The organism is Sorangium sp. So ce367 (assembly GCF_051520455.1).
In the GTDB taxonomy this organism is placed as follows: Bacteria; Myxococcota_A; Polyangia; order Polyangiales; family Polyangiaceae; genus Sorangium; species Sorangium cellulosum_B.
On record NZ_CP150334.1, the window covers coordinates 997,390 to 1,022,154 of the forward strand.

21 protein-coding genes are annotated in these 24,765 nt (G+C 69.6%); 11 read left to right on the forward strand and 10 right to left on the reverse strand.

Translation table 11 applies throughout. The annotated features are described in order from the left end of the window. Positions 1-20: 20 nt before the first annotated feature. Positions 21-704 (reverse strand): hypothetical protein, encoded by a 684-nt coding sequence (locus tag WME97_RS03800; RefSeq protein WP_437549595.1) that lies wholly within the window; start codon positions 702-704, stop codon positions 21-23. Between WME97_RS03800 and WME97_RS03805 the strand changes: the two genes are divergently transcribed. The 3 genes from WME97_RS03805 to WME97_RS03815 all read left to right on the forward strand — a co-directional run bounded on the left by WME97_RS03805 (position 703) and on the right by WME97_RS03815 (position 3,798). After that, the gene (locus tag WME97_RS03805; RefSeq protein WP_437549596.1) at positions 703-1,044 is read left to right on the forward strand and encodes a hypothetical protein; all 342 of its coding nucleotides are present in this window, start codon (positions 703-705) and stop codon (positions 1,042-1,044) included. The two genes, WME97_RS03800 and WME97_RS03805, sit on opposite strands and share 2 nt — an antisense overlap. 568 nt (positions 1,045-1,612) lie before the next feature. Further along, the gene (locus WME97_RS03810) at positions 1,613-2,935 is read left to right on the forward strand and encodes a hypothetical protein (RefSeq protein WP_437549597.1); all 1,323 of its coding nucleotides are present in this window, start codon (positions 1,613-1,615) and stop codon (positions 2,933-2,935) included. A gap of 317 nt (positions 2,936-3,252) precedes the next feature. Further along, positions 3,253-3,798 carry a DUF1003 domain-containing protein gene (locus tag WME97_RS03815; protein ID WP_437549598.1) on the forward strand — a complete coding sequence of 182 codons (546 nt, stop codon included), beginning with the start codon at positions 3,253-3,255 and terminating at the stop codon, positions 3,796-3,798. Between the two features lie 173 nt (positions 3,799-3,971). Here the strand turns inward: WME97_RS03815 and WME97_RS03820 are convergent, their stop codons facing one another. Next, positions 3,972-5,144, reverse strand: a complete 1,173-nt coding sequence (locus tag WME97_RS03820; RefSeq protein WP_437549599.1) for a hypothetical protein — start codon at positions 5,142-5,144, stop codon at positions 3,972-3,974. Between the two features lie 656 nt (positions 5,145-5,800). Next, complete coding sequence (locus WME97_RS03825; protein WP_437549600.1) at positions 5,801-6,034, reverse strand: hypothetical protein; 234 nt, start codon at positions 6,032-6,034, stop codon at positions 5,801-5,803. Between the two features lie 554 nt (positions 6,035-6,588). Here WME97_RS03825 and WME97_RS03830 point away from each other — a divergent pair. Then, the gene (locus WME97_RS03830) at positions 6,589-8,115 is read left to right on the forward strand and encodes an RICIN domain-containing protein (protein WP_437549601.1); all 1,527 of its coding nucleotides are present in this window, start codon (positions 6,589-6,591) and stop codon (positions 8,113-8,115) included. A gap of 406 nt (positions 8,116-8,521) precedes the next feature. Continuing rightward, positions 8,522-9,943: an RICIN domain-containing protein gene (locus WME97_RS03835; RefSeq protein WP_437549602.1), complete on the forward strand. Its 1,422-nt coding sequence runs from the start codon at positions 8,522-8,524 to the stop codon at positions 9,941-9,943. A gap of 101 nt (positions 9,944-10,044) precedes the next feature. Here WME97_RS03835 and WME97_RS03840 read toward each other — a convergent pair whose 3' ends face one another. Further along, positions 10,045-10,824: an NAD(P)H-dependent oxidoreductase gene (locus tag WME97_RS03840; protein WP_437549603.1), complete on the reverse strand. Its 780-nt coding sequence runs from the start codon at positions 10,822-10,824 to the stop codon at positions 10,045-10,047. 145 nt (positions 10,825-10,969) lie between these two features. On the opposite strand from WME97_RS03840, the gene WME97_RS03845 reads away from it, so the two are divergent. Together WME97_RS03845 and WME97_RS03850 are read left to right on the forward strand one after the other, a co-directional pair. After that, positions 10,970-11,875 carry a LysR family transcriptional regulator gene (locus WME97_RS03845; RefSeq protein ID WP_437549604.1) on the forward strand — a complete coding sequence of 302 codons (906 nt, stop codon included), beginning with the start codon at positions 10,970-10,972 and terminating at the stop codon, positions 11,873-11,875. 125 nt (positions 11,876-12,000) lie between these two features. Further along, complete coding sequence (locus WME97_RS03850) at positions 12,001-13,359, forward strand: FAD-binding oxidoreductase (protein WP_437549605.1); 1,359 nt, start codon at positions 12,001-12,003, stop codon at positions 13,357-13,359. 57 nt (positions 13,360-13,416) lie between these two features. Here WME97_RS03850 and WME97_RS03855 read toward each other — a convergent pair whose 3' ends face one another. Next, on the reverse strand, positions 13,417-14,010 hold the full coding sequence (locus WME97_RS03855) for a hypothetical protein (protein ID WP_437549606.1): 594 nt from the start codon (positions 14,008-14,010) through the stop codon (positions 13,417-13,419). 672 nt (positions 14,011-14,682) lie between these two features. On the opposite strand from WME97_RS03855, the gene WME97_RS03860 reads away from it, so the two are divergent. The 3 genes from WME97_RS03860 (at position 14,683) to WME97_RS03870 (ending at position 17,647) form a co-directional block, all read left to right on the forward strand. Then, on the forward strand, positions 14,683-15,591 hold the full coding sequence (locus tag WME97_RS03860; protein WP_437549607.1) for an ABC transporter ATP-binding protein: 909 nt from the start codon (positions 14,683-14,685) through the stop codon (positions 15,589-15,591). Further along, a complete protein-coding gene (locus WME97_RS03865) occupies positions 15,588-16,427 on the forward strand; it encodes a hypothetical protein (protein ID WP_437549608.1) in 840 nt (279 codons plus the stop codon). Before WME97_RS03860 ends, WME97_RS03865 begins: the two co-directional genes overlap by 4 nt. 80 nt (positions 16,428-16,507) lie before the next feature. Then, complete coding sequence (locus WME97_RS03870) at positions 16,508-17,647, forward strand: hypothetical protein (protein WP_437549609.1); 1,140 nt, start codon at positions 16,508-16,510, stop codon at positions 17,645-17,647. Between the two features lie 77 nt (positions 17,648-17,724). On the opposite strand, the gene WME97_RS03875 is transcribed toward WME97_RS03870, so the two are convergent. The 4 genes from WME97_RS03875 to WME97_RS03890 form a co-directional block, all read right to left on the reverse strand. Beyond that, positions 17,725-18,111: a VOC family protein gene (locus WME97_RS03875; protein ID WP_437549610.1), complete on the reverse strand. Its 387-nt coding sequence runs from the start codon at positions 18,109-18,111 to the stop codon at positions 17,725-17,727. A gap of 53 nt (positions 18,112-18,164) precedes the next feature. Further along, positions 18,165-18,608, reverse strand: coding sequence for a helix-turn-helix transcriptional regulator (locus WME97_RS03880; RefSeq protein ID WP_012233393.1), 444 nt, complete (start codon positions 18,606-18,608; stop codon positions 18,165-18,167). A 69-nt stretch (positions 18,609-18,677) separates the two neighbouring features. After that, positions 18,678-20,195 carry a M20/M25/M40 family metallo-hydrolase gene (locus WME97_RS03885; protein WP_437549611.1) on the reverse strand — a complete coding sequence of 506 codons (1,518 nt, stop codon included), beginning with the start codon at positions 20,193-20,195 and terminating at the stop codon, positions 18,678-18,680. 78 nt (positions 20,196-20,273) lie between these two features. Continuing rightward, positions 20,274-20,540 (reverse strand): hypothetical protein, encoded by a 267-nt coding sequence (locus WME97_RS03890; RefSeq protein ID WP_437549612.1) that lies wholly within the window; start codon positions 20,538-20,540, stop codon positions 20,274-20,276. A 383-nt stretch (positions 20,541-20,923) separates the two neighbouring features. On the opposite strand from WME97_RS03890, the gene WME97_RS03895 reads away from it, so the two are divergent. Further along, positions 20,924-23,176, forward strand: coding sequence for a prolyl oligopeptidase family serine peptidase (locus tag WME97_RS03895; protein WP_437549613.1), 2,253 nt, complete (start codon positions 20,924-20,926; stop codon positions 23,174-23,176). Positions 23,177-23,239: 63 nt separating this feature from the next. Here WME97_RS03895 and WME97_RS03900 read toward each other — a convergent pair whose 3' ends face one another. Beyond that, positions 23,240-24,580: a trypsin-like serine protease gene (locus tag WME97_RS03900; protein ID WP_437549614.1), complete on the reverse strand. Its 1,341-nt coding sequence runs from the start codon at positions 24,578-24,580 to the stop codon at positions 23,240-23,242. Between the last annotated feature and the right edge of the window lie 185 nt (positions 24,581-24,765).

Sequence of the window (24,765 nt, forward strand, 5' to 3'; positions counted from 1 at the left end):
CGCGCGCCGGGTTGCCTGCGTCAGGGCGTCAGGGCGAAGCAGTAGATCCCGCCGTAGCCGCCGCCGCCGCCGACGGTGTTCGAGCCCGGCGCGGGGCCTCCCGCGTCCACGAGATTGACCCCCGGCGCGCACCCCGGTGCATTGTGGGACGTTATCCAGTGGGCCCAGCTCCCGCCCCCGCCCGGGCCGCCGCTGCCCCTTGGCCACGAGTGTCCAAGCTGCGGTCCCCCCTCGGACCTGTCTCCCGTCTTGGCCGTCCAGTCCTTGCACGTCGCCGTGGCGCCCTGGAGCTGCCCCTGGGTGTTGGAGCCCGTCAGGGTGTCGTGGTTGTCGACCTCGGGTTGGCCCGGGTCGGGCTGGTGGTTGGGGACACCCTCCTCGTTCGGCAGATCGTTCATGATCGCCGCGTCGGCCCCGCTGGGGCGCGTGTTGAGCAGCTCCGCCTTCTCGTTCGCGACCAGCCGGCCGAGCCGGTCGTACCAGGGCCCCTCGCCGATCCGATCGATCGCGTTGACCTGCTTCCCGTCCTCGCCTGCCGTGGCGCTCAGGAACGCGCGCCACGTCTTGCTTCCTGCGCCCGGGAGGCTCTTCTCGGCGATCGTCGCGCAGATCTTGTCCGCGCCGCGGAGACCGGCGCCCGGCCCCGTCTCCCCGAAGCGGAGGTCGCCCCCGAAGCCGTCCTGGGAGCCCGACAGCTCCCGCATGGCGGCGAGGCTGGTCACGAAGAAGCTGAATTTCTCGGTCGTCCCGCCGCCTGAGGTGGACGAGGTGGTGTCGCCGGTCGAGGTGGACGAGGTGGTGTCGCCGGTCGAGGTGGATGAGGTGGTGTCGCCGGTCGAGGTGGATGAGGTGGTGTCGCCGGTCGAGGTGGATGAGGTGGCGCCGCCGCCCGAGGTGGACGAGGTGGTGCTGCCGCCGGAGGTGGTCGAGGTGGTGCTGCCGCCGGAGGTGGTCGAGCCGTCGCTCGAGGTGTCCGCATCCGAGTCTGAACCGCAGCCGACCACGTGCGAGAAGAGCGCGAGGGTCAGAGGCAGCAGCAAGTGACGATAAGTGCGTGTCATGGTCTCCGTTTCCTTTCTCGTGTTAAGCAGGAGGGCAGCCGCGCCGCGGTGCGGCGAGGCTCACTGGCATGGGAGGGCGCCGATCGCCGTGGAGCCCACCGCCTTGCGCCTCCCGAGCCCGACGTATCGTTGCTGCCAGCCGCACCCCCAAGGTCGAGCAGGCGAGAGACAGGGGGCCCACAACCCAGCTGAGGGTGCTGGCGTCCCATCCGCCTGGCGAGGGGAATTTCTCAATTCGGCAAATTTTTTGCAACACCCAGATGGATATGTGGCGACGCCGCGGGATGGAGGGTCAATCTTTTTTCGCGGGCTCCTGGATGGGATGTTCCGCTCGGAAGGTCGCGCTCTGTTGCGCGTGACACCTTCCGCCACGAGCTCGCTCGCCGTCGGTCGCACGGCGACATGGAGCTCCGAACGGACCGCGCGCGGCGCGTGCTCCCGCCCTCCAGAGCCGCTTTCCGTCATCCATCGCGGTCGTGCCGGTTCGCGCCCTCTGGTAAATTTGGAGCCGAGATCGATTCTTGGCCCCCCTTTTTGCTTACGGAGGTTCCATGTCCTCTTGTTCCCGCGCGCTCCCGCCCACGCTCGCCGCCCTCGGTGTCGCCGCCCTCGTCTCGCTGCCCGGCCAGGCGCGCGCCGAGGACGATGCTTTTGCCATGTCGGTCGGCGTCTCCGTGTCCGTCTCCTTCGGCCAGAAGCTCGCCTTCGGTCTTGGCGCCGACCTCCGCGCGACGTTCCTCATGGACGGCACCTTCGCCGGAGTGTTCGACTCGGGTCACATGGGATTCGGTCCGTTCGCGCAGGCGACATGGCTCGACTTCTCTGCCGGCCGCTTCGCGATCGGCAGCCACGGCGGCGGCGATACCTCGGGCAACTCCGACCAGGTCGTCGCCTGCAGCATCGCCGGTGAGCTCGGCTGGACGTACCGCACCCGCATCAGCGACGAGTTCCCGGCGCAGCACGGCCTCCACGTCGGCGCGATGGCCAGCCTGTTCGAGCCGGTGGTCGTCGATTTTTCGGCGCGCGCGGTCATCCCGGTGTCGGGCGAGCTGTACGTCCCCGAGGGCATGTTTGGCATGGGTGTCCGCGCCAACCGGCCTTTCGGAGAGCGGTCCCATGCCATCGACGGCCGGCCGCTGCGCACGGCCGATGGCGTCGTGCTCCCGCCGGTGCTCGGGCTGGGCCCCGCCGCGTCGCGCCCGGCGCGGCTCGATCGCGCGACCCGGGCGGCGCTCGCGGGCGCGTGGCTGGACAGCGCGCGGGCCGAGTGCGGCTCGATCCCGGCGTTCCTCGCCCTCGCGCGGGACCTCGCGGCGGTCGGCGCGCCCGCGTCGCTCGTGGCGCGGGCGCTCGGCGCGCTCGGGGATGAGGTCCGCCACACGGCGCGATGCAGCGAGATCGCGAGCGAGCTCGCGGGGTGGCGCCTCAGGCCGGCGCTGCTCCCGCCTCCGGCGGCGCGCGACGCGGACCGGCAGGCGGCGCTCGTGCGGATGGCGCTCGAGGCGTGGCACGACGGCTGTCTCGGCGAGGGCGCGGCGGCGGCCCGGGCGCGCCGGTCGCTCGCGGCGGCGAGGGACGAGGGCGTGCGCGTGGCGCTCGGCGAGATCGCGCGCGACGAGGCGCTGCACGCCGAGCTCGGGTGGCGCGTGCTCGCCTACTGCCTGGCCGAGGGCGGGCGCGAGGTGCGCGAGGCGGTCGGCGACGCGATGACGGGGCCGGCGCCGGCGCCGCCGGCGGACGACGCCGAGGTCGAGGGCGAGCGGAAGAAGGTGCAGGCCTTCGGCCGGCTCCGGCGCGCGGAGGCGGACGCCGCCTGGGACGAGACGTGGGCGGCGGCGCGGCGCGACGGGGAACGGATGCTCGTCGCCGCGTGAGCGGCCGCGGCGAGCGCGCCTGGCCGCGAGCGCGCCTCCCGCGTACCTGGGCACGCACACGCGAGAGGCGCCCTTCAAGTACCGAGGAGCGACGCTGGCCCAGGCCCAGACGTACACGGGCATGTTCACGCCCTGAGGGCGGGAGCTCGCTGGCGCGCACCGCGCCCAGGCGCCGGCGGTTGGGCCCGGGTTGGGGCCATACCCTCCGGACGCCCGGCGGGCTGGCGCAGCAGCCAGTCATCCCGTGCGGGTACGGCCCACGCCGGGAAGGGCGCGGGTCGTCCCGTGGGGGCGAAACTTGCATCCGCATGACTCCGATGGATCGCAATCGACGTCACGCGAACACGAGCGAGCTGAACAACCTGGTCCGGCGCAACATAGAGACCCTGATCGCCGTACGGGAGAAGATGGAACGTGGGAAGACCCATCAAGAGACGGTGGCGGACGCGATCACCCGCTTCGCGGGGAGCATGACGTTCGTTTATATCCATGCTCTCCTGTTCGGGGGCTGGATCCTGGTGAACCTGGGCGTCGTCCCCTGGATCCAGCCCTTCGACCCGTTCCCCTTCGTGATGCTGGCGATGATCGCGTCGGTCGAGGCGATCTTCCTGTCGACCTTCGTGCTCATCAGCCAGAACCGGATGCAGGCGCTCGCGGACAAACGGGCTGATCTGGATCTCCAGATCAACCTCCTCGCCGAGCACGAGGTCACGCGGTTGATCGGCCTCGTGGACGACATCGCTCGTCATCTCGGTGTCACCAGCGGACAGGACGCAACCCTGGACGAATTGAAGAGGGATGTCCGGCCCGAAGAGGTCATCGAGGAGATCGAGCGGGCGGCGCGCGACAGGCCCGGCACGTGAGGCCGCGTGAGCGCGCGAGGCCTGGATGAGCCCGGCCCGCAGCGCGGCGAGCCGAGCCGTCGAAACTCCGCGTCACCTCGGTCGAATCCTTCTCGGGCAGCGCCGGGGGAGGGAAGTCAACATGCCTCGGAGACGTCAAGCCTCGACGGCGGCACCTGCGGGCTCGGCGCAGCTCAGCGCTTGCCCTTGGCGCCGCCTGACTTCGCCGCGCCGCCGCTGCTCCCATGCGCGTTCGCCTTGCCGCCGCCGCCATGGTCCTTGTCGTGGATCATGACCTTGGTGTTGCCGCCGCCATGGCCCTTGTCGTGGATCATGACCTTGGTGTTGCCGCCGCCATGGCCCTTGTCGTGGATCATGACCTTGACCTTGTCGCCGCCGCCATGGTCCTTGTCGTGGACCATGATCTTGACCTTGTCGCCGCCGCGATCATGATCGTGAACCTTCACATCCACGTCCGCGCGCGCGCCCGCGTGCACGTCGACGTCAGGCCCATCGACGAAGCCCTTCACGAGGATGTTGACCCGCGGCGCCCGCGCGGCCGTCGCGATCACGCGCACGCCGGGCCGGTAGCCCCAGAGCGCCACGCGCGTCGTGCCGTGGAATCCGAGCGCGACAGTCAGTCGGAACGGGTTCACCACCGCCGCGAGCTTGCCCACGAAGTAGAACCCGGCGGAAGCCGGCGCGAGGACGAGCACCTCGGGTCGCTCGGCCACGAGACCCAGCTTGAGCGTTCGCCCCTCGATGGCGACCGGCTTGAGGTGGGCATCGAGCACATAGACGCGCACCTCTCCCGTCGCCTCGTTCGCGACCATCTCGAGCCGGTCGTCGCCGACCACCTGGACGGAGCCGCCGTGGGGGCCCACCGTGACCTCGGAGACCTTGCTCTCCGCGCTCACCCTGGCGCTCGCCACGAGCTCCGCCGTGCCGCCCGCCGGCACGTGCAGCACGCCGCTCCACGGCTTGCCCGAGATCGTGAGCGTGTAGCTGATCTCCGTCAGGTCCGCCTCGAGCTTCGGCCCCGCCGCGACAAGGAGCCCCGTCCTCGCGTCGATCGCGAGCGGGATCGTCCGCGCCTCTCCGGACGGCAGCTTCCAGACGAGCGTGCCGCCGACGTCCTCCTTGATGCGCACGCCGGAGCTTGCGGTGATCGCGGCCTTCACCTGGCCGTCGCCGTCGATGCGCCAGGCGACATTCCCCTCGTCGTGCTCCTCGACCAGCGCCGCGGCGCCGAGCTCTTCGCTCAGGGCCATCTCCGCGCTGGCCGTCGCGGTGGCCTCGCCGCAGGCGGGCAAAAGCAGGAGCGCGAGGGGGAGATACACCAGCGCGCTATGAGCCATACGGATCATCGGTTCCTCCGTTGCCGTCCTGTGCCGCGCCGGCCAGCGCCGGCTCGGTCGTGGCATCCTCTCGACTTCCTGCAGCAGTGCGCCCGACGGGGCGCCGCGGCTCATCAATCTCGTGGTGGGGAGGTGCGGGACACACCTCCGGGGTATGTGGATCTGCGTCTCAAGGAGGCGTTCCTGAGCCGGTGGTGAACCGTCGCGAGCCGTCGCATTGGCCCCGCGGCTTCGAGGTGCCGGTGATCGCCGTGCTGGGCGGCGCCCGAGGTCGTCCCTTGTCGCGCGGGGGTCGTGCCGAGTGGCCCGGGCTCACGCTGAGCGCGGAAGCAGGGACGAGCTGGATGGTGTGCCGCGGCTCAGCACGCGAGCGCGCTGGCTGGGTGAAATTATGAATGTTCACAGCAGCGCGCACCTCGCTACCCGAGCGGCAGGCTGGTCGATCAAAGTTGACACCGGAGATGTGAACGCTCACAGTGTCGACCGGTCGTCTTGCTTTTGCTTCGCTCCGGATGGGCCCTCATGCGCATCCAGGAGACGGTCATGAAGTAGCGCTCGGTCATGTCGCTCGCGGCTGGGATCGCGGTCCTGGCCAGTGGGGACAGTGGCTGCAGCAACGATCCCAGCGGAGGGAACCCCGCAAGCGACCCGGCATATCCCGCCCATCAGCAGGACTCTCCGGGGGGCTGCACCATGAACATTCTGGTTGTGTTGTACGGCAACGCCAGCTGCTCGATGATGAGGTCGCTACTGCTCGTGCGCTTCATTGTCCTGTCGGAGCCAGCAGGCTGTGGCGTGAAGGGGGCCCGTTCGATGCATGGATGAGTCTGATAGAGCATCACTTTTTCAGGAGTGAGGCGGATCGAATAATGTTCGATATGCCGACCAACGTGCAGCATGGCTGTACGACGGGACGGCCGCTGCGAGGGGCTTGATTTCCGCGTCTGGATCTCCTGGCCCCCGGCATCTCATCCATTCTCACTCCAGATTTTCGAGCGCGCTCGCATGCCGAGCGCGGCCGGCGAAGCCCGCTGGTCGCAGGCGGTTTTCGACGAGATTCGCACGAGATTCGCACGAGATTCGCGCGTCTGGCGCGCCGGGCGATCGCGCCCGTGAAGGACTCGACCCCATGTCGGCGTCAAGTCACCACCGTGACTCCGCATCTGAGCTTATCGCACCTTCATGAGGATCAGGCCCGCTCGCGATGCACAATGGGCTTGACGGGTCTGCCAGCCCGGAGCAATAGATTCCCTCTTCGTGTTGCCTGGCGCGCGAGAAATGAACTTATCCACTCTGCGCGCATCTTGACAATCGTCCGCAGCGGCAATGGCCGGCGCGGCGGCCCGCTCGGGAGTCTCGAGGGCGCGGCGAGCGACCTCGACGCTGCGCAAGGGCGGCGTTGAGCCGTAAGAAGACTCCAGTTTCACTTACTTAAGTTGACGAGGAGAACAAGATGAGACTCGGAACCAAGCAGAGCTTGCTTGCGGCGGCGACGGGCATCCTCGCCGTGTCGTGCGTCATCGGCCCCGAGGGGGCGTACGACGCCGAGATCGAGGAGGCAGGCTCGCTCGAGGGTGCCATCACGATCGATACGAGCGCGGTCTACACGATCGTCGGTGTCCAGAGTGGAAAATGCGTGCAGGTGGCTGGAGGCAGCACCGCTGATGCAGCGGCCATGCATATCGCCAGCTGCAACGGCTCGACGCGGCAACAGTTCCGCATGGAATCGGCAGGCGGCGGCTACTATCGCATCCGCAACGTGAACAGCAACCGTTGCATGGACGTCACGGGCGCCTCCACCAGCGACGGCGCCGCCATCCAGCAATACTCCTGCTGGACCGGGACAAACCAGCAGTGGTCGTTCACGGACGTGGCCAGCGGCGTCGTGCGCCTCACCGCGCGCCACAGCGGCAAGTCCCTGGACGTCTACGGCCGCGGCACCGCGGACGGCACCGCCGTGATTCAATGGGCGTCGAACGGCGGCACCAATCAGCAATTCCGGCTCACGCCCGTGGGCTCGGGAACCGGCGGCACCGGTAGCACCAGCGGCACCGGCGGCAGCGGTGGCACCGGCGGCAGCGGTGGCTCTGGCGGCGGCACGGGCGGCACGGGCGGCACGGGCGGCACAGGCGGCAGCGGTGGCTCCGGCGGCGGCACCGGCGGCACGTGCACCGCGTCACAACCGACTGGTCGAAACGTGTCGGGGAGCGGCCCTCACAGGGTGGTCGTCGAGACGAATTCGGACCCAGGCATCAACCAGGGCACCATCTTTCGTCCGGCGGATCTCGGTGGAGGCGCCAGGTATCCGATCTTCGTCTGGGGGGAGGGCGCATGCTCGCGAGACGGGCTCGCAAATCAGGCGGCTATGGCCGAAATCGCCTCGCATGGTTACTTCGTGGTGGCGGATGGGACACCGGTCAACAGCCAGCCCAACCGCGACCTCGGGAGCGGAGGCGACGTGCTGCGCGCCTACGTCGACTGGGTGATCGCCCAGAATGAGAAGCCTTGCAGCGCCTACTACCAGAAGATCGACACCACGAAGGTCGCCGCGAACGGCTTCTCCTGCGGCGGCTTGATGGCGGCGGGGACCGCTGCAGATCCCAGAATGACGACCTGGGGACACACGAGCAGCGGCTCTTTCTCGGCGAATCAGTCATTCTACAACTCGATTCACACACCCGTGTTGATCGTCACCGGCACCGCCGATAGCCTGGGTGCGAACGCGAACGGCGCGAGAGACTTCGCGAACATCGCCGCCTTGGGTGATATTCCGGTCATGATGTTCGCCAAGGTCGGCGCGGATCACGGGGGCGATCTGTGGGCCAGGAACGGCGGCGAGTTCACTCAGGTCAACCTGGCGTGGCTCAACTGGTGGCTCAAGGGCGACGAATCGGCCACCGGCAAGGGCGCGCTCGTCGGCCCGAGCTGCCGCTTCTGCACCGACAGAACCTGGCAGGTCTCTTCTGCCAATCTGCCCTAGAGCGACAAACGGGTTGAAACCACGAGAAAGAGCAGGAAATTCACAGGGAGACGGGGAGGCGGGGAGCGAGAGACGGCAAGAGAAAGAAATTCATTTTTTCTTCCTCCCCGCCTCCCCGCCTCCCTGTGAAAATTCTCCGGGTTTCAACGTGAACGGTGTTCTGGGGGGGCTCGCTCTCGAACCGCCTTGCTCCGAGGAGCAGGGCGGTTTGACCGACCCTGGCGCACGCAGAGCGAACCTATCCACCCTGCGCGCGTCTCTACATTCATCCGCAGCGGCAGTGGCCGGTGCGGCGGCCCGCTGGGGAGCCTCGAGCGCGGGGCAAGCGACCCCGACCTGCGCAAGGGCAGCGTTGAGCCGTGAGAAGATGGCAGTTTCACTTACTTGACAGGAAGAGGAGGACAAGATGAGATTCGGAACCAAGCAGAGCTTGCTTGCGGCGGCGACGGGCATCCTCGCTGTGTCGTGCGTCATCGGCCCCGACGAGGCGTACGACGCCGAGATCGAGGAGGCGGGCTCGCTCGAGGGCGCCATCACGATCGATACGAGCGCGGTCTACACGATCGTCGGCGTCCAGAGTGGAAAATGCGTGCAGGTGGCTGGAGGCAGCACCGCTGATGGAGCGGCCATGCAGATCGCCAGCTGCAACGGCTCGACGCGGCAACAGTTCCGGATGGAATCGGCAGGCGGCGGCTACTATCGCATCCGCAACGTGAACAGCAACCGTTGCATGGATGTCACGGGCGCCTCCACCAGCGACGGCGCCGCGATCCAGCAATACTCCTGCTGGACCGGGCAAAACCAGCAGTGGTCGTTCACGGACGTGGCCAGCGGCGTCGTGCGCCTCACCGCGCGCCACAGCGGCAAGTCCCTGGACGTCTACGGCCGCGGCACCGCGGACGGCACCGCCGTGATTCAATGGGCTTCGAACGGCGGCACCAATCAGCAATTCCGACTCACGCCCGTGGGCTCGGGAACCGGCGGCACCGGTAGCACCAGCGGCACCGGCGGCAGCGGTGGCTCCGGTAGCACCAGCGGCACCGGCGGCACCGGCGGCACCGGCGGCACGGGCGGCTCCGGTGGCGGCGGCGGCTCCGCCGGCACGCCCAGCGCCGGCTGCGGCATTGCCACCTCCTTCACCAGCGGTAACCGCACCATCAACGTCAACGGCACCACGCGCCAGTACGTGCTCGACGTTCCGGCGAACTACGACCCGAACAAGGCGTATCGGCTGGTGTTCGGGTGGCACTGGCGCGGCGGATCGGCCAACGACGTCGTGAACAACGGGTACTATGGGCTCAAGGCGCTGGCGAACGGCAGCACGATCTTCGTCTCGCCGAACGGCATCGACAACGGATGGGCCAACACGGGCGGGCGCGACATCGCCTTCGCCCGCGCCATGGTCGACTCCCTCAAGGCCAACCTGTGCGTCGACACGAGCCGTGTCTTCTCGACCGGGTGGAGCTTCGGGGGGATGATGTCGAACGCGCTCGGCTGTGATATGCCCGACGTCTTCCGAGCCATCGCGCCGATGTCCGGCGCCCTCTACAGCGGCTGCAACCAGTCCAACACCCAGCCCGTCGCCGTCTGGATGTCGCACGGCCTGTCCGACAGCGTCGTCCCCGTCTCGGCCGGAAGGGCGGCGCTTGACGTCTTCGTGCGCAAGAACGGCTGCAGCACCCAGACGAGCCCCGTAGGTTCCAACTCGTGCGTCGCCTATCAAGGGTGCCGGGACGGATACCCGGTGCATCGCTGCGAGTTCCCCGGTGACCACCAGACGCCGAGCTTCGCGAGCTCGTCCATCTGGAACTTCTTCTCGCAATTCTGACCTCGCGCCCCGCCGACGCGGCGGCTCGGGCGGCGGCTGACGCGCCCGCCCGAGCCGCCACGTCGCCCGTCCCTCTTCACGCCACAGCCTGCGGGCGTGAGCTATGACCGGTGAAGCCTCAAGCCCTGCTGCCCAGCGCCGCCGAGCCCCTCCCTCAGCTTCATCGACGGGATCTCGTAATCGCCGTAGTTCTGCGGTCGGTAGGCGATCGGCCTGTCGACGAACAGCCGCTCGAGGCGCCGATCGAGGTCGATCGCGATCGCCTGGAATCGCTCCTCGTCCATCCGCTCGGCGCGGTAGACGACGAAGGGATCCAGCACCGAGAAGCCGGGATAGAAGAGGATGCCGTGCTGGATCGGAAACAGCAGGTCGTCCATCGGCCCGTTGATGCCGCGCTCCGAGTAGTGATCGGCCCAGCCGCCGGCGGTGAGCGCGAGCATGGCGCGCTTGCCGACGAACACGCCCTCTCCGTAACGATCGCCCCAGCGCCGGTCCGAGTGCTCGCCGACGCCGTAGGCGAAGCCGTGCGCGAAGACGCGCTCGACCCAGCCCTTCAGGATCGCCGGCATGGAAAACCACCAGAGCGGGAACTGGAGGATGACGGCGTCGGCCCAGAGGAGGCGCCGCTGCTCCTCGGCGACGTCCGGCGTCTGCGTGCCATGCTCGAACGCGCGGTGGGAGGCCTCGATGACGCGCAGGGGGGCGCCCGCCGGCTCGGCCGGGAAGTCGACGCCGTCGAGCGCTGCCTTCCAGCCCTGCGCGTAGAGGTCGGAGACGAGCACCTCGTGCCCGGCGGCGGTGAGCGTCGCGACCATCCGGTCGCGGAGCGCGCCGTTCAACGAGCGCGGCTCGGGATGCGCGTAGACGATGAGGACCTTCATGGCATGTCCTTTCCGAGGAGCGTGTTCGTCTCCTCCTGCAGTGAATCAGCGGATAGGCCCGGGTGCGGCCGGGTGGATGCCCAGGAAACTAGGTCTCTCCCCGGCATCGTTGAAGTCACGGTTCTTCTGTGCTGCTATCGACCCGGTGGATAGCAGCCGCCTCGATCTGAACCTGCTCGTCGCGCTCGACGCGCTGCTCGCCGAGCGCAACGTGACAAGGGCTGCAAGGCGCCTGAACCTCAGCCAGCCGGCGCTGTCTGCGCAGCTCCAGCGGCTGCGCGAGCTCCTCGGCGACCCGCTGCTGGTCCCCGCGCAGCGCGGCATGACGCCCACGAGGCGCGCGCTGGAGCTGCAGGCGCCGCTGCACGAGGCGCTGGAGGGCGTGCGCGCCGTGGTCGCCGCCGGCGCGGGCTTCGATCCCGCGACGTCCGAGCTGACGGTCGCGATCGCCGCGTCCGACTACGTGCAATATGCGCTGTTGATGCCGCTCGCCTTCCAGCTCCGGCGCGAGGCGCCGGGCGTGCGGCTGGCGTGGCGAGCCCTCGACGTCGCCCAGCTCGCGGGCCAGGTGGAGCGCGGGGAGGTGGACCTCGCCGTGCTGACGCCCGAGCTCGCGCCCGAGCACCTGCGGACCAGGAAGGTGCTCGACGAGCGCTTCGTCGTCATCGTCCGGCGCGATCACCCGCTGGTGTCGCGCACCATCAGCCTCGACCAGCTCTGCGCGCTCGACCACGTGGTGGTGAGCCCGCGCGGCGGCGGCTTCACCGGCGCGACCGACGCCGCGCTCGCGGCGCTCGGGCGCGAGCGGCGGGTGGTCCTGTCCGTGCCCTCGTTCCTCATGGTGCCAGAGCTCGTGGCGCGCTCGGACATGGCGGCGCTCGTCCCCGAGCGCCTGGCGCGCGACCGCGCCGACCGGCTGGAGCTCCTTCCTCCCCCCGTCCCCGTGCCGGGCTTCGCCATCGTCATGGCGTGGCACCACAGGACAGCCAAGCACCCGGCGCTCACCTGGCTCCGGGACCGGGTGCGATCGCTCGCGGGGGATGTTCGATGATGGCGCCGCTCGCCGCGGCGAGGCCGGCGAGGCGGGTCGCGGGCGCTCCTGCGCGCGATCGAGCGCGGTAACGTGAAGTCGGCAGCGACGCTCCTCAGGGCGCACCTCTCGGAGTTCTACGGCACATGAACCCGCTCGACGAACTTGCACTTATCCTGGGCGACGGCCTGGTGACGGATCGGGACATCCTGGAGGGCTATCGCCGCGATCAGGCCCTCTGGGCGCCTGGTGGCTGGCCGGTCGCGGTGGCGCGGCCTGCCTCGACCTCCCAGGTGCAGGCGCTGGCGCAGTGGGCGACCCGGCACCGCACCGCGCTGGTGCCGCGCGGCGCCGGGACCGGGGTGGCCGGCGGGGCGACCGCCAGCGACGGCTGCGTGGTGCTGAGTTTCGAGCGCATGAACCGGATCCTCGCGATCGACGAGGCGGCGATGCTCGCCGTCGTCCAGCCGGGGGTGCTCAACGGCGAGCTCAAGGCCGCCGCGCACGAACGGGGGCTGTGGTATCCGCCCGACCCGTCGAGCTACGCCGTCTCGACCCTCGGCGGCAACGTCGCCACCAATGCCGGCGGCCTGTGCTGCGTGAAATACGGTGTCACGTCCGATTACGTGCTCGGCCTCGAGGCGGTCCTCGCCGACGGGACGGCGCTCCGCACCGGCGGCCGGAGCCGCAAGGACGTCGCAGGCTACGATCTGACGCGGCTCCTTGTCGGCTCCGAGGGCACCCTCGCGCTGATCACCGAGATCACGCTGCGTCTGCGGCGGCGGCCCCCGCCGGCGACCACGCTCGTCGCGACGTTCACCTCGCTCGAGGCCTCGGGCCGGGCGGTCGCGACGATCGTCCGGTCGGTCGATGCGTCGATGCTCGAGATCATGGACCGCACGGCCCTCCGCGCCGTCGAGCGCTACCGCCCGCTCGGCCTCGACACCGAGGCTGCCGCGATGCTGATCGCGCAGAGCGACGCGCCCGGGTCCGCCGAGCTCTCCTGCATGCAGGAGGCCTGCGAGGCCGCCGGCGGGACGGTGGTCGCCACCACCGACGACGAGAGCGAAGGGCAGATGATGCTCACCGCGCGCCGCCTTGCGCTCACGGCGCTCGCGGAGCTCGGCACGGTGCTCGTCGACGACGTCGCCGTACCGCTGCCGCAGCTGCCCGAGATGTTCCGTCGAATCGAGGCGATCGCCGCCGCGACGCAGACCACCATCGCGACGGTGGCGCACGCGGGCGACGGCAACCTTCACCCGCTTGTCGTGTTCGACGGAAGCGACGCGGCGGCCGATGCGCGCGCGGTCGCGGCCTTCAACGAGGTGATGGCGCAGGCGCTCGAGCTCGGCGGCACGATCACCGGCGAGCACGGCGTCGGCACGCTCAAGCGCGGCCTCCTTGCCCGCCAGCTCGGCGCGGCGTCGCTCGAGCTGCACCGCCGCATCAAACACGCCTTCGACCCGGGCGGCATCCTCAACCCCGGAAAGGTGATCGACGGCTGACGTGGCGTGGTGTCCGCGCAGCGCGGCGGCGCCTCGCGCTGCGCGGCGCCGCCGCGATCAGAGCCCGGTGTAGATGGTGGCGAAGGAGGCCGCCTCGCCGCGGAGCAGCAGGCTGAGACGCGGGTTCGGCACCTTGAAGGTGTGAATCTTGGCGTTCCGCACGTCGAGCACCGCGAAGGCGCCGCCCGGCGTGCTCTCCGCGAGACCGTTCATCAGCAGGTTCAGCACGACCGAGACGCGCTTGGACGACAGCGGCTCCCCGCGGAAATACATCTTGATGACGTGGGGCGTCCCGTCGATGACGAGCCCGAGCTCCGGATTGACGTTGATCTCGAGATCGCCCAGGCGGTACGTCGACGCCGGCGGCTCGAACCACGTCATCTTCGCCGAGGCGAGGAACTTGCGATATCCATTCACCACCGACGGGTAGATGCGGCGGCGCCGCTCGTCGTGCTGCGCGGCCAGGAAGCCGTCGAGCACGCTGGTGGGCTCTCCGCTCCTGTGCATGTCGACGATCGCCTCTCGCACCTGCCTGTAAAAGTCCGTGTAGAGCTCGTCCTTCCGTTCCTTGAACTCCCTGACGCCGGTCAGCTTGGGCGTCCCGGCCTTGAGGACGAAGTCGACAAAGTACGTGAGCGAGATCTTTTCCATGAAGTCTCCTGCAAAACGAAGCATTCGGGCGCGCCACTGACACGCGTCGTATGAGAGACACGCCGTCGCGCCGCGTCCTTGGTGTCTACCATGGATAGTCATCTTCGACCCGTCGGGAAAGGGATCGGTCGGACGGACATTGTCCCAACCTGTCGAGGGCGGACGGATGCGCCGCTTGTTGAAAAATGTTTGTAATTACGAGTATTTACGAGTGTGGTCGGGCGCGGTTCCCCCGGCGGCGCGGGGCCCCTCCTGGCCGCGCGAGTGGCCATGACGAGAGGAGGCGCGCGCGGCAAAGGTAATCGACAGAATCCAGCTGTTCTCCAGGGGATCTCCTGTGGAGAACCCCTGTGGAGAACTGGAGAGGTCGGGGTGTGATCGAGGCGTGGACCCGGTCGGACATGGTCTGTCATAACCACGTGCTCCTTGGCGCTTGACGCTGCCCGCGGGCGGAGGATGGGGCCGGAACGCCTCCGGAGCGCCTGGACTTCCCGCTCCCTCACGATGGGTTTTGCTCTGAACCTGTGTTTTCGAGGTCGACTCGGCGCGCCTGGTCGCGCCGTCGCGAGGGAAAGATTCCTGCCCCGCTCTCCCTCGCCGCGGGCATTCCGCTTGCGTGCGGCGGTCGGCCGGCCAGACTACGCCGCCGTGCTGGCCATCGAAGCGTCCGCCGTGAGGAAGGTCTACCGCGGCTTCTTCCGCCGGAGCGGCGGACAGACGGCGCTCGCGGGCCTCGACATCGCCATCCAGCGCGGCGCCGCGTTCGGGCTCATCGGCCTCAACGGCGCGGGCAAGACGACGTTCATCAAGACGCTGCTCGGCGTGGTGCGCCCCACGAGCGGCACGGTGCGCGTGCTCGGCGGCGAGCCGGAGGACCCGGGCGTGCGCGCCAGGATCGGGTACCTGCCGGAGCGGCTCTTCTTGCCCAGCGCGTTCACGCCGCGGCAGTTCCTCGCGAGCGTGGCCCGCATGAAGGGCCTCTCGCCGGGCGAGGGCGCGCTGCGCGCGCTGGTCGAGAGGGTAGGGCTCGGGGTCGACTCGGACCGCAAGATCGGCGGGTTCTCGAAGGGGATGCGGCAGCGCCTCGGGCTCGCCGCGGCCTTGCTCGGGCAGCCCGAGCTGCTCGTGCTCGACGAGCCCACCGACGGCGTAGACCCGCTCGGTCGCGCCGAGATCCGCAGGATCCTCGGCGAAGAGCGCGCGCGGGGGGCGACCTTGTTCCTGAACTCGCACCTCCTGTCGGAGACCGAGCGCATCTGCGACCGCATCGGCATCCTCGCGGGCGGGCGGCTCGTGCGCGAGGGCGCGCTCGTCGAGCTGTGCGGCAGCGAGACGGCGTACCGCGTGCGATTCGCGGACGGCGTCGACGCGGCAAGGGTCGCCGCGCTCGGGTTCCGCCCGATCGACGGGGAGGGCGGGTGGCGCCTGGAGGCCGAGAGCCCCGCGGCGCTCAACGAGGCGCTCGACGAGGCGCGGCGCGCCGGCGCCCTGCTCGTCGAGCTGTCGCGGGACCTGCGCGACCTGGAGGACGTGCTGGCGGAGGCGCTGGGCGCGGGCGGCGCTCGCGGAGGTGCGGCGTGAGGGCGGCGCTGAGCGTCGCCGGCGACCTCCTGCGCGAGGCCTCGTCGCGGCGGTGGTTCCTCGCCCTGGGGCTCGGCGTCACGATGGCGCTCGTGGTGCTCGGGAGCGCGCTGCAGCTCGAGGTGGTGGACGGCGCGCTCGCGGCGACGCGGCTCTTCGGCAAGGAGCTCGGCCGCGGCGAGATCCGCTCGGTCGACGTCGCGCTCCGCTACGTCGGCCGCGCGCTGGCCTACGTGCTGTTTTACGGGGGGCTCGCGTTCGGGATCGTCTCCTGCGCCGATTTCGGCCCGAGCCTGCTGGCGCCGGGGCGCATCGAGCACCTGCTCTCGCTGCCCGTGCGGCGGTTCGAGCTCCTGCTCGGCACGTTCCTCGGCGTGCTCGCGCTCTCGCTCGTCAGCACGTTGTACGGCGCCCTCGGGATCACGGTCATCTTCGGGCTGAGGGCGGGCGTGTGGATGGCGAGCCCGATCGTGGCGGCGCTCCTCGCGAGCGTGACGTTCGCCGGCATCTACGGGGCGATGCTCACGACCGCGGTGATGGTGCGGAGCGCCGCCCTGTCCGCGGCGGTGGGGATCGCGCTGTTCATCCTCGGCATCGTCGCGGGGTACCGCGAGCAGCTCGACTCGTTCTTCGAGCCTGGCCTGGCCCGCGGGGCCTTCCGCGCGGCGACGCTCGTGCTGCCGCGGGTCTCGGCGCTCGCCGACGCGTCGGCGGACATGGCGGTGGCGACGGCGATCAAGGGGGATGTGCTCGCCAGCCAGGTGGCGGGGCTGCTCCTCTTCGGCCTGGCCGCGCTCGCGGTGGGCATCCACGTGTTCGAAGAGAAGGATTTCTAGGGTGGAGCGGCGATGCTGGACGAGGCGGTGAGCGATCGACATCGGCAGCTCCGCGGCGCCTGGGTGGGGGGGACGACCCGATGAGACCGATGAAGAAGCGGGGCGTGTGGCTCGCGGCGGCGATGGTCCTGCTCGCGCTCGCCGCGTGGCTTATGTCGCGCGGTGACAAGGAGAAGCCCACGGTCCGGCCCCGGAAGATCGAGTTTCCGCGCTATCCGAAGCCGGCGGAGATGGAGCGCGCCAGCCGCCGCCGCACCCTGCCGCCGCTGTCTGCCCCGCCGCCCGGCGTCGAAGCGCCGCAGTGGACGCGCGACCCGGTGCTCGCCGCCCTGCCCGTCGATCCGAAGCACTCGGCCATGGTGTTCGAGATCGAGGCGCTCAAAGAGTCGCCGATCATGCAGATCTGGCTCGATTGCATGCTGTCGCGCGGCGAGGAGCGCGCCGGCGTCGCGCGCCTGAAGGACCGATTCGGGATCGACGTGCTGGAGGACGTGGAGCGCGTCGCCTCGTCGAGCGCGGGGCTCATGGTGCTCCAGGGATCGTTCGAGGGCGCAAAGTTCGAGCGCGAGCGATGGACCACGCGGACGTACGGGGAGAAAGGCATCCTCTACGAGGACAAGGACACGGGCAGGGTCGTCGCGACGTGGGGGCCTGACGTCCTGCTCTTGAACCCGCGCGCCGAGCCCGATCTCGTCGAGGACGCGATCGATCGACTCGAATCGACCGATCCCGCGCAGGGCTCCATCCTCCAGGAACACCAGGCCTACAGCGACGTTTATGGAGTGCTGTCGCCCGACGATCTCTCGAAGATGCTGGCGTCGGAGCAGGACGAGCTCGCCGAGCGGATCCGAGAGACCGTCCAGCGGGTGGAGATCCACGTCGACGCCTCGGAGGACGTCGCCGTCGTCGCCGATGTCGCCGGCCCCCCTGGCCAGGAGATGGAGGACCTGTCGAAGCTGTTCGGCGCCGCGCTCTCCATGGGGCGGCTCAACGCGATGCGCGAAGACAATGACGAGCTCGCCGAGCTGCTCGACCACGCGAAGGTGGAGACGCAGGCGCGGCGCGCTCCCTGGGCGAGCAAGCCGGAGGAGCAGCGCTTCTCGGTCGACGTGGCGCTGCCCGTCGAGCTGCTGAAGAACCTCGGCCCGTGCCGTCGAGACCGCGATCCGGACCGCGACATCAAGCCCGTGCCCGAGCCCGAGCCAGCGCCGACGCGGTGACGCGCGCAATGCCTCGCGAGCCGCGCGTCCCTGGATGATACCCTATCAGGGCCGGGGATGGCCCTGGCGATGGGGTATCAGAGCGGCTGATACAGCTGGATCAGGTTCCCGCAGGTGTCCGAGAACACCGCGATCATGACCGGGCCCATCGGGGTGGGCTCCTGGGTGAACGCGACCTGGTGCTCCTTGAGGCGAGCGAACTCGGCCTTGAGGTCCGACACCTCGAACGCGGTGAGCGGGATGCCCTGCGCGAACATCGCCTGCTGGAACGTCTTGGCTGCCGGGTTGGCGTTCGGCTCCAGCACGAGCTCCACGTCGTCGGGGCCCTCCGGCGAGACCACGGTGATCCACCGGTACTCTCCGACCGGGAAATCGTGCTTCTTCTTGAAGCCGAGCACCTCCGTGTAGAACGTGAGCGCGCGTGTCTGGTCCTCGACCATGATGCTGTTGAGCTTGATCCTCATCGATCGCCTCGCTGAGCTGACGGTTCGGGCCGACTCTGCCAGGGCCGCCCGGCTCACGCTTCTCGAAAACTGCGAAACGCGCCCGGCGGCAGCCGGCCCATCAGGGTGAGACAGCCGGGGACGAGCTCCCACGGGAGCCTCCCCGGCACCTGCACCATCGCGCGCACGCGGCGCCGGTACGCCGACGGCGGCACGCCGATCCGCTGCGCGAACAGCGCGCTGAAGCTGCCGAGGCTGGAGAACCCGACCTCCATGCACACGTCGGTCACCGAGTGATGCCCAGCCGCCAGGAGCTGCTTGGCCAGATCAAGGCGCCGCCGGATGCGGTACTGGTGCGGGGTCACGCCGAACACCGCCTCGAACTGCCGGATGAAGTGGTAGGGCGAGATCGCCACCTCCCGCGCCACGTCCTCGATCGACAACCTCGACTCGCGCACCTCGGAGAGCAGGTCCCGCGCCCGGCAGAGGTTCCTGAGCGCGTCGTGTCCGAGCAGCATGGCCGGCGACCAGGATAGAGCGTGGCGGCGGCTGGCTCAAGCGACCCACCGGAGGGGCGCGCGAGGGCCTCAGAGCGCGAACAGAAAATCGACGAAGGAGCGGGTCGCGCCGTCGAGGCCGAGGTACTTCTTGCCGGCGGCGGGCTCGATGACGAAGTATTCGTCCTTGGCGTGGGCGCCGGAGCCGTGGCCGAGGCCGACGTGGCCGGCGGGGAGATCGAGCGGCTTTCCCGTGAAGAGGTAGCCGGGCCAGGAGCCGGCGAGGCGCGGCCAGATCACCGGGGCCAGGCCCGCGGCCTTGTAGACGGCGAGCTGGGTCTGGATGGGCGGCGCCTCGAGCGCGGTGTCCGTCGGGTCGTAGCTGCCCATGTTCTTGATAGCGATGTCCTTGTAACCGCGCCTGTCGAGGTGCTTGCGCAGCTTGGCGAGCACGTCCGTTGCGGTCATGTCCGGCACCAGCCGGATATCCATCTTGGCGAAGGCGCGGTGCGGCAGGATGGTCTTGGAGCCCTCGCCGATGTAGCCGGCGTAGAGGCCGTCGATGTTGACCGACGGGCGCGAGACGTAGCGCTCGAGCATGGCGCGCTCGTCGAGGTCGTTCACCCACCTGTCGACCCCGAAGACCTTCTTCCAGTCGGCGTCGTCCCAGCGCGCCGACAGGTCGTCGAGCAGCTTCTTCTGCTGGCTAGAGACCGGGCGCACGGCGTCGGTGAGGCCGTCGATCATCGGCTCGTTGCCGTCCGCCGAGACCAGCGTGCCGAGCGCCTGCACCAGCCGCCAGGCCGGGCTGTCGACGACCACCTTCATGCTGGAGTGGATCTCCCCGCCGCGCGGGCCGCGCCCCCACGCCTCGCCGCTCGCCTCCAGCTCGACGTAGACGATGCCCTTCGCGCCGAGGACGACGTTGACCGTGCCCGACAGCGATTGATCCGCCGCCGGCATCATCACGCCCTGGCATTTCTCGAGCGCCTTCATCACCTCATCGTTTCGCACCACCTGCGAGAAATGCGGCGAGCCGAGCTCCTCTTCCCCCTCGGCGACCACCACCAGGTTGACCGGCAGCTTCAAGCCGGCGGCGCGCACCGCGTGCAGCGCGGCCAGGAACGCCCCCTGCGGTCCCTTCTGGTTGACCGCGCCGCGCCCCACGATGACCTTGCCGACGTCCGCCTTGTCGACAAGCCTGGCCGCGAAGGGCGGGGAGGACCACTCCTTCTCTTCCACCGGCTGGACGTCGTACATGAAGTAGAAGCCCATGGTCTGCCTCGCGCCGGCGTCGAGCGTCGCGAAGATGCCCGGATGCCCGTCGGTCTTCATCTTCTTGACCGTTCCGAAGCCGGCGTCGCGCAGGAGATCCATCGTCAGGTCGCAGCACTCGGCGATGCCGACGTTCTGCGCCGAGATCGACGGCTGCTGGATCCAGCGCTGGATGCGCTCGATCGACGGCCTCCGGTGCTCGGTGATCTTGTCGTATACCGGCGAGAGGTCGACGGCCTTGTCGCGCGCGCCCCTGGCGAGGCGGGGAAACGAGGCGAGCAGTCCGGAGGCCGCGGCGCCGGCGATGAACGTGCGGCGATCGATGTCCAGCATGGCGCGCAGCTTAAAGCGCGCCGGCCGGGAACGGTCCTCCCCCCGCTTTCATGGACACCCCTCGTTGCGCGACAGCGATCAGCCTCTGACCTCTTCGTCCTCGCCTTCTGGAGGCGGAGGGCGCTCGCCCGCGGCGACCTGGAGCTCGCGGACGATCGAGAAGAGCGCTGGACAGCAGAAGCGCTCGACCACGGAGCCGTCGGGCGCGAGCTCGAAGCTCGGCGGCTCGCCGTGCACCGGGCAAGCCACTTCGGCGTACTTCGATTCGAGATCTTTAAGGACGCTCTCGTCGACCTCGCGGACCTCGCCGTTCGCAGCCGCCCCTTCGTTCGCGTAAGTTGACATGCGGCGCACGGTAGCACGAAGGGCGCCGCGCCTCGCGCGCTGCCCGGGTGCCAGGGCGACCTCTGCCATCGATGCATGGGACGCCGGCGCCCACCGGCCTCAACCATCGAGGCGCCGCGACCAGAGCGGCCGCCCGAGATCAAGAGGACAAAATAGCAGCGCCGCCGGGCGCCTCGGGGGATTAGGCGGAGGCCGCCGGCGGAGCTGGTCGAGGGTTAAGCATTCTCCGTACCAGGTACACCCTTCGGAAAATCCCCTACTTATGTCTCGGGCGCCGATCGGGCGGGTTTCGATTGTGCGAGGAGCCGGCTTGCACGGTTGCAGGATCGCGACGGCGCTCGCCCTCTTCCGTGACCGCCCTGTCGCCGGCTAGCGTCGGGTACATGAACCGCCTGCGTACGACCTCCGCCCTCACCCTGGCGCTGCCGCTGCTCGCGGCGTGCAGCGCCCCCGCGCCGAGGCCGCTGGACAAACCGGCCGCGTCCCCGGCCGCCGCGACCCCGCCGCCGCACGCGGCGCTGGCAGCGCCCTCCGGACCGGGGCGGCTTCCTTATCCGGCGACCGCGAAGCGGCCCGTGGCGAGCGAGTACCATGGCACCCGGGTCGTCGACGACTACCCGTGGCTGGAGGACGGGAGCTCCCCCGAGGTGGAGCGCTGGGTCGCCGAGCAGAACCAGCTCTCGCGCGCCTACCTCGACGCCGTGCCGGCGCGCGGCGCCATCCGGGCGCGCGTGCAGGAGATCCTGTCGGCGACCTCCGCGAACCACTACGCGCTCGAGGAGGCCGGCGGGCAGATCTTCGCGCTCAAGGACCAGCCGCCAAAGCAGCAGCCTTTCCTCGTCGTCCTGAGGTCCGTGAACGACCCCGCCTCCGCGCGGACCCTCGTCGATCCAGAGGTCATCGACCCGAAAGGGCACACGGCCATCGACTGGTTCGTCCCGTCGCGCGACGGCAAGAAGGTGGCTGTTTCCCTGTCCGAAGGCGGCACCGAGAGCGGGACCGTGCGCGTCTACGACGTGGCGACGGGCAAGGAGACGGGCGACACCGTCCCTTACGCGAACAGCGGCACCGCGGGCGGCAGCCTGGCGTGGACCGGCGACGGCAAGGGGTTTTACTACACAAGGCACCCTCGGCCCGGGGAGCGCCCACGAGAGGACATGGGCTTCTTCCAGCAGATCTATTTCCACAAGCTCGGCACGCCGGACAAGGACGACAGGTACGCGCTCGGCACGGAGTTCCCCCGCATCGCCGAGGTGGAGCTCACGACGAGCGAGAGCGGCAAGCTCGTGCTCGCCAGCGTGCAAAACGGCGATGGAGGCGAGTACTGGCACTATCTCCTCGACGCCTCGGGCAAGTGGACGCGCTTCGCCGACCTGCCCGACAAGGTCATCCGGGTCGTGTTCGGCGCCGACGACCGGCTCTACCTCCTGTCGCGCAAGGACGCGCCGCGCGGCAAGGTGCTGCGCCTCTCGCCGGGCAAGCTGGACCTCGCCAGGGCGGAGCTCGTCGTGCCGGAGAGCGAGGCGGTGATCCAGGACTTCTTGCCCACGACAGGGCGGCTCTACGTCCGCGATCTGCTCGGCGGCCCGTCGCAGGTCCGCGTCTTCGATCTGAAGGGCAAGGCGCTCGGGACGGTGCCGATCCCGCAGGTCTCCTCGGTGCGGCAGCTCGTGCGCACGCAGGGCGACGACATGCTCTTTCGCGGCGTGAGCTACACCGAGCCGGCGGCCTGGTTCAGGTACTCGGCCAGGGACGGCAAGGTGACGAAGACGGCGCTCGCGATGACGGCCCCTGTCTCCTATGCCGACGTGGAGGTCGCCCGGGAGGCGTGCACCTCGAAGGATGGGACCAAGGTCCCCCTCAACATCCTGCGCCGGAAGGGCGCGCCCCTCGACGGGACCGCGCCGGCGCTGCTCACGGGATACGGCGGCTACGGGATCAGCATGGCTCCCGGGTTCAACCCGCTCTGGCGGCTGTGGTTCGACCAGGGAGGGGTGGTCGCGATCGCCAACCTGCGCGGCGGCGGCGAGTTCGGGGAGGCGTGGCACCGCGGCGGCAACCTGACGAAGAAGCAGAACGTCTTCGACGACTTCGCGGCGTGCGCGCAGCACCTCATCGACGGGCGCGTCACGAGCCCGGCGCGGCTCGCCATCCGCGGCGGCTCGAACGGCGGTCTGCTGATGGGAGCGCTGCTCACGCAGCACCCGGAGATGGTCAAGGCGGTCGTGTCGCACGTCGGTATCTACGACATGCTCCGGGTGGAGCTCACGCCGAACGGGGCGTTCAACGTGACCGAGTTCGGCACCGTGAAGGACCCGGAGCACTTCAAGGCCCTTCACGCCTACTCGCCGTATCACCACGTCAAGGACGGGACCGCCTATCCGGCGACCCTGTTCCTGACCGGCGCCAACGACCCGCGGGTGGATCCATGGCACTCGCGGAAGATGGCCGCGCGGATGCAAGCGGCCTCGTCGGGCCCGGCGCCCATCCTGCTCCGGGCGAGCGGCTCGACGGGCCACGGGGCCGGGACACCGCTCTCCGAGGAGATCGAGGAGCAAGCCGACGTGTTCGCGTTCCTCTTCAAGGAGCTCGGGCTCGGCGCCCCGCCCGCCAAGGACGACGCGGCGCCCCGGTGATGGAACGGCCGCGGCCGCCCCCGCCCGGGGTGCGGCCGCGGTCCGGTCGCTGCGCGTCTCGCTCTACCAGCTGGTGAAGTAAGCCCACGCCTCGTTGCCGGCGGAGGCCTGGAAGCAGTATCCGCCGTTGCGCTTCGCGGGCAGGGTGATGTTGCCGCCGTTGCACGTCACGGTCGTGCCGTTGACCGCGAACGTGCGGCCGCCCGCGAAGTTGCCGCAGTTGGCGCCGCTCAGGTTCGCCGTGGTCTCGAAGCAGCGCGCGCCGGTGCCGAGGCTGCCCGAGCTGTAGCTCGCGCTCGAGAACACGGTGGGGCTCGTGCACAGGCTGCTGCACGGCGCCGTCCCGGTGCTGGGCTGGCAGACGCCGGCCACGCAGCTCAGGCTCGTGCAGTCCGCGCCGGTGACGCACGCCTGGCCGTTCGCGCAGTCGGCCGTGCACGTGCCGCCGCAGTCGACGTCCGTCTCGGTGCCGTTCTTGACGCCGTCGGTGCAGGTCGGCGCGGCGCCGCCGTTGATGACGCTCACCCCGAGGCCCTGGAGCCACGTCGTCACCGGGTAGCGCGCCGCCGTGTCGAGCCGCGTGTGCCAGTTGGTCTGCGAGGGCGCGGGGCCGCTCCAGCCGGACGGGAACGTGTAATAGGCGTTGACGCCCACGACCACGAGGTCGGTCGCGCTCTGGCGATACAGCGGGCCGCCCGAGTCGCCGAAGCACAGGCTGGCATAGGTGGTGCTGGTGGCATAACCCGGCGTGAGCACGTAGGCCGCGGCGACGTCATTGATCGCGGCGCCAGAGACGTACGAGCCGGGGTGATCCAGGATCGAGGCAGGCGACGCGCTGAGGTTCTGGAGCTTGAACAGGCCGCCGCCCGAACCGCTGGGGTCCTCGCAGCCATAGCCGGTCGCCACGACGGGATCCCCCACCGCGACCGGCGCCCCGTCGACCACGGCGGCCGGGATCGTCGGCGAGAGCTCGTTGACGACGACCACCGCGAGGTCGGGCGCGTACCCCGGGTTCAGGACGTTGACCCCGCAATTGGCCGCTCCCCCCGCCAGCGCGGCGGCGCAGACCTCGAGCCATTTCGGATGGATGTACGTCTGCTGGATCGTCAGGTTGACGTACGGCGAGATCGGGGGCGTGTTGTCGGCGCTGACCGAGTAGGAGCCGCCCGGCCCGTAGCCCGCGGCCACGGTGGCGGTGAACTCGTCATCCACGCAGTGAGCCGCGGTGAGGAAGTGACGCGGCCCGACCTTCGCCGCGGTGCACCCCGGGCCGACGACCGTCGACGGATACTGCGATTCTAGCGCCGGCTGCCCCCCGATCAGCGCGTCGTCCGCCGCGCCGATCTCCTCGGAGGTCTCGCCGTAGCCCTCCACGCTGCAGGCGGCCAGGCACAATGAGAGCAAAGCATATACAGGTGAGCGCACTGGTTGATTCTCCTGTCGCCCCGAGTGCATCGACGCCTCGCGCCCCCCGCGTCGTATCGGTGCGACGGAGAGTCTTTATGTCGATGGTTAGCCTCCTTCCAACTCGAATGCATCATGGACCTCATGCAAGGCGTGCATGCCGTCGCCAGATCGCCACGACTGCG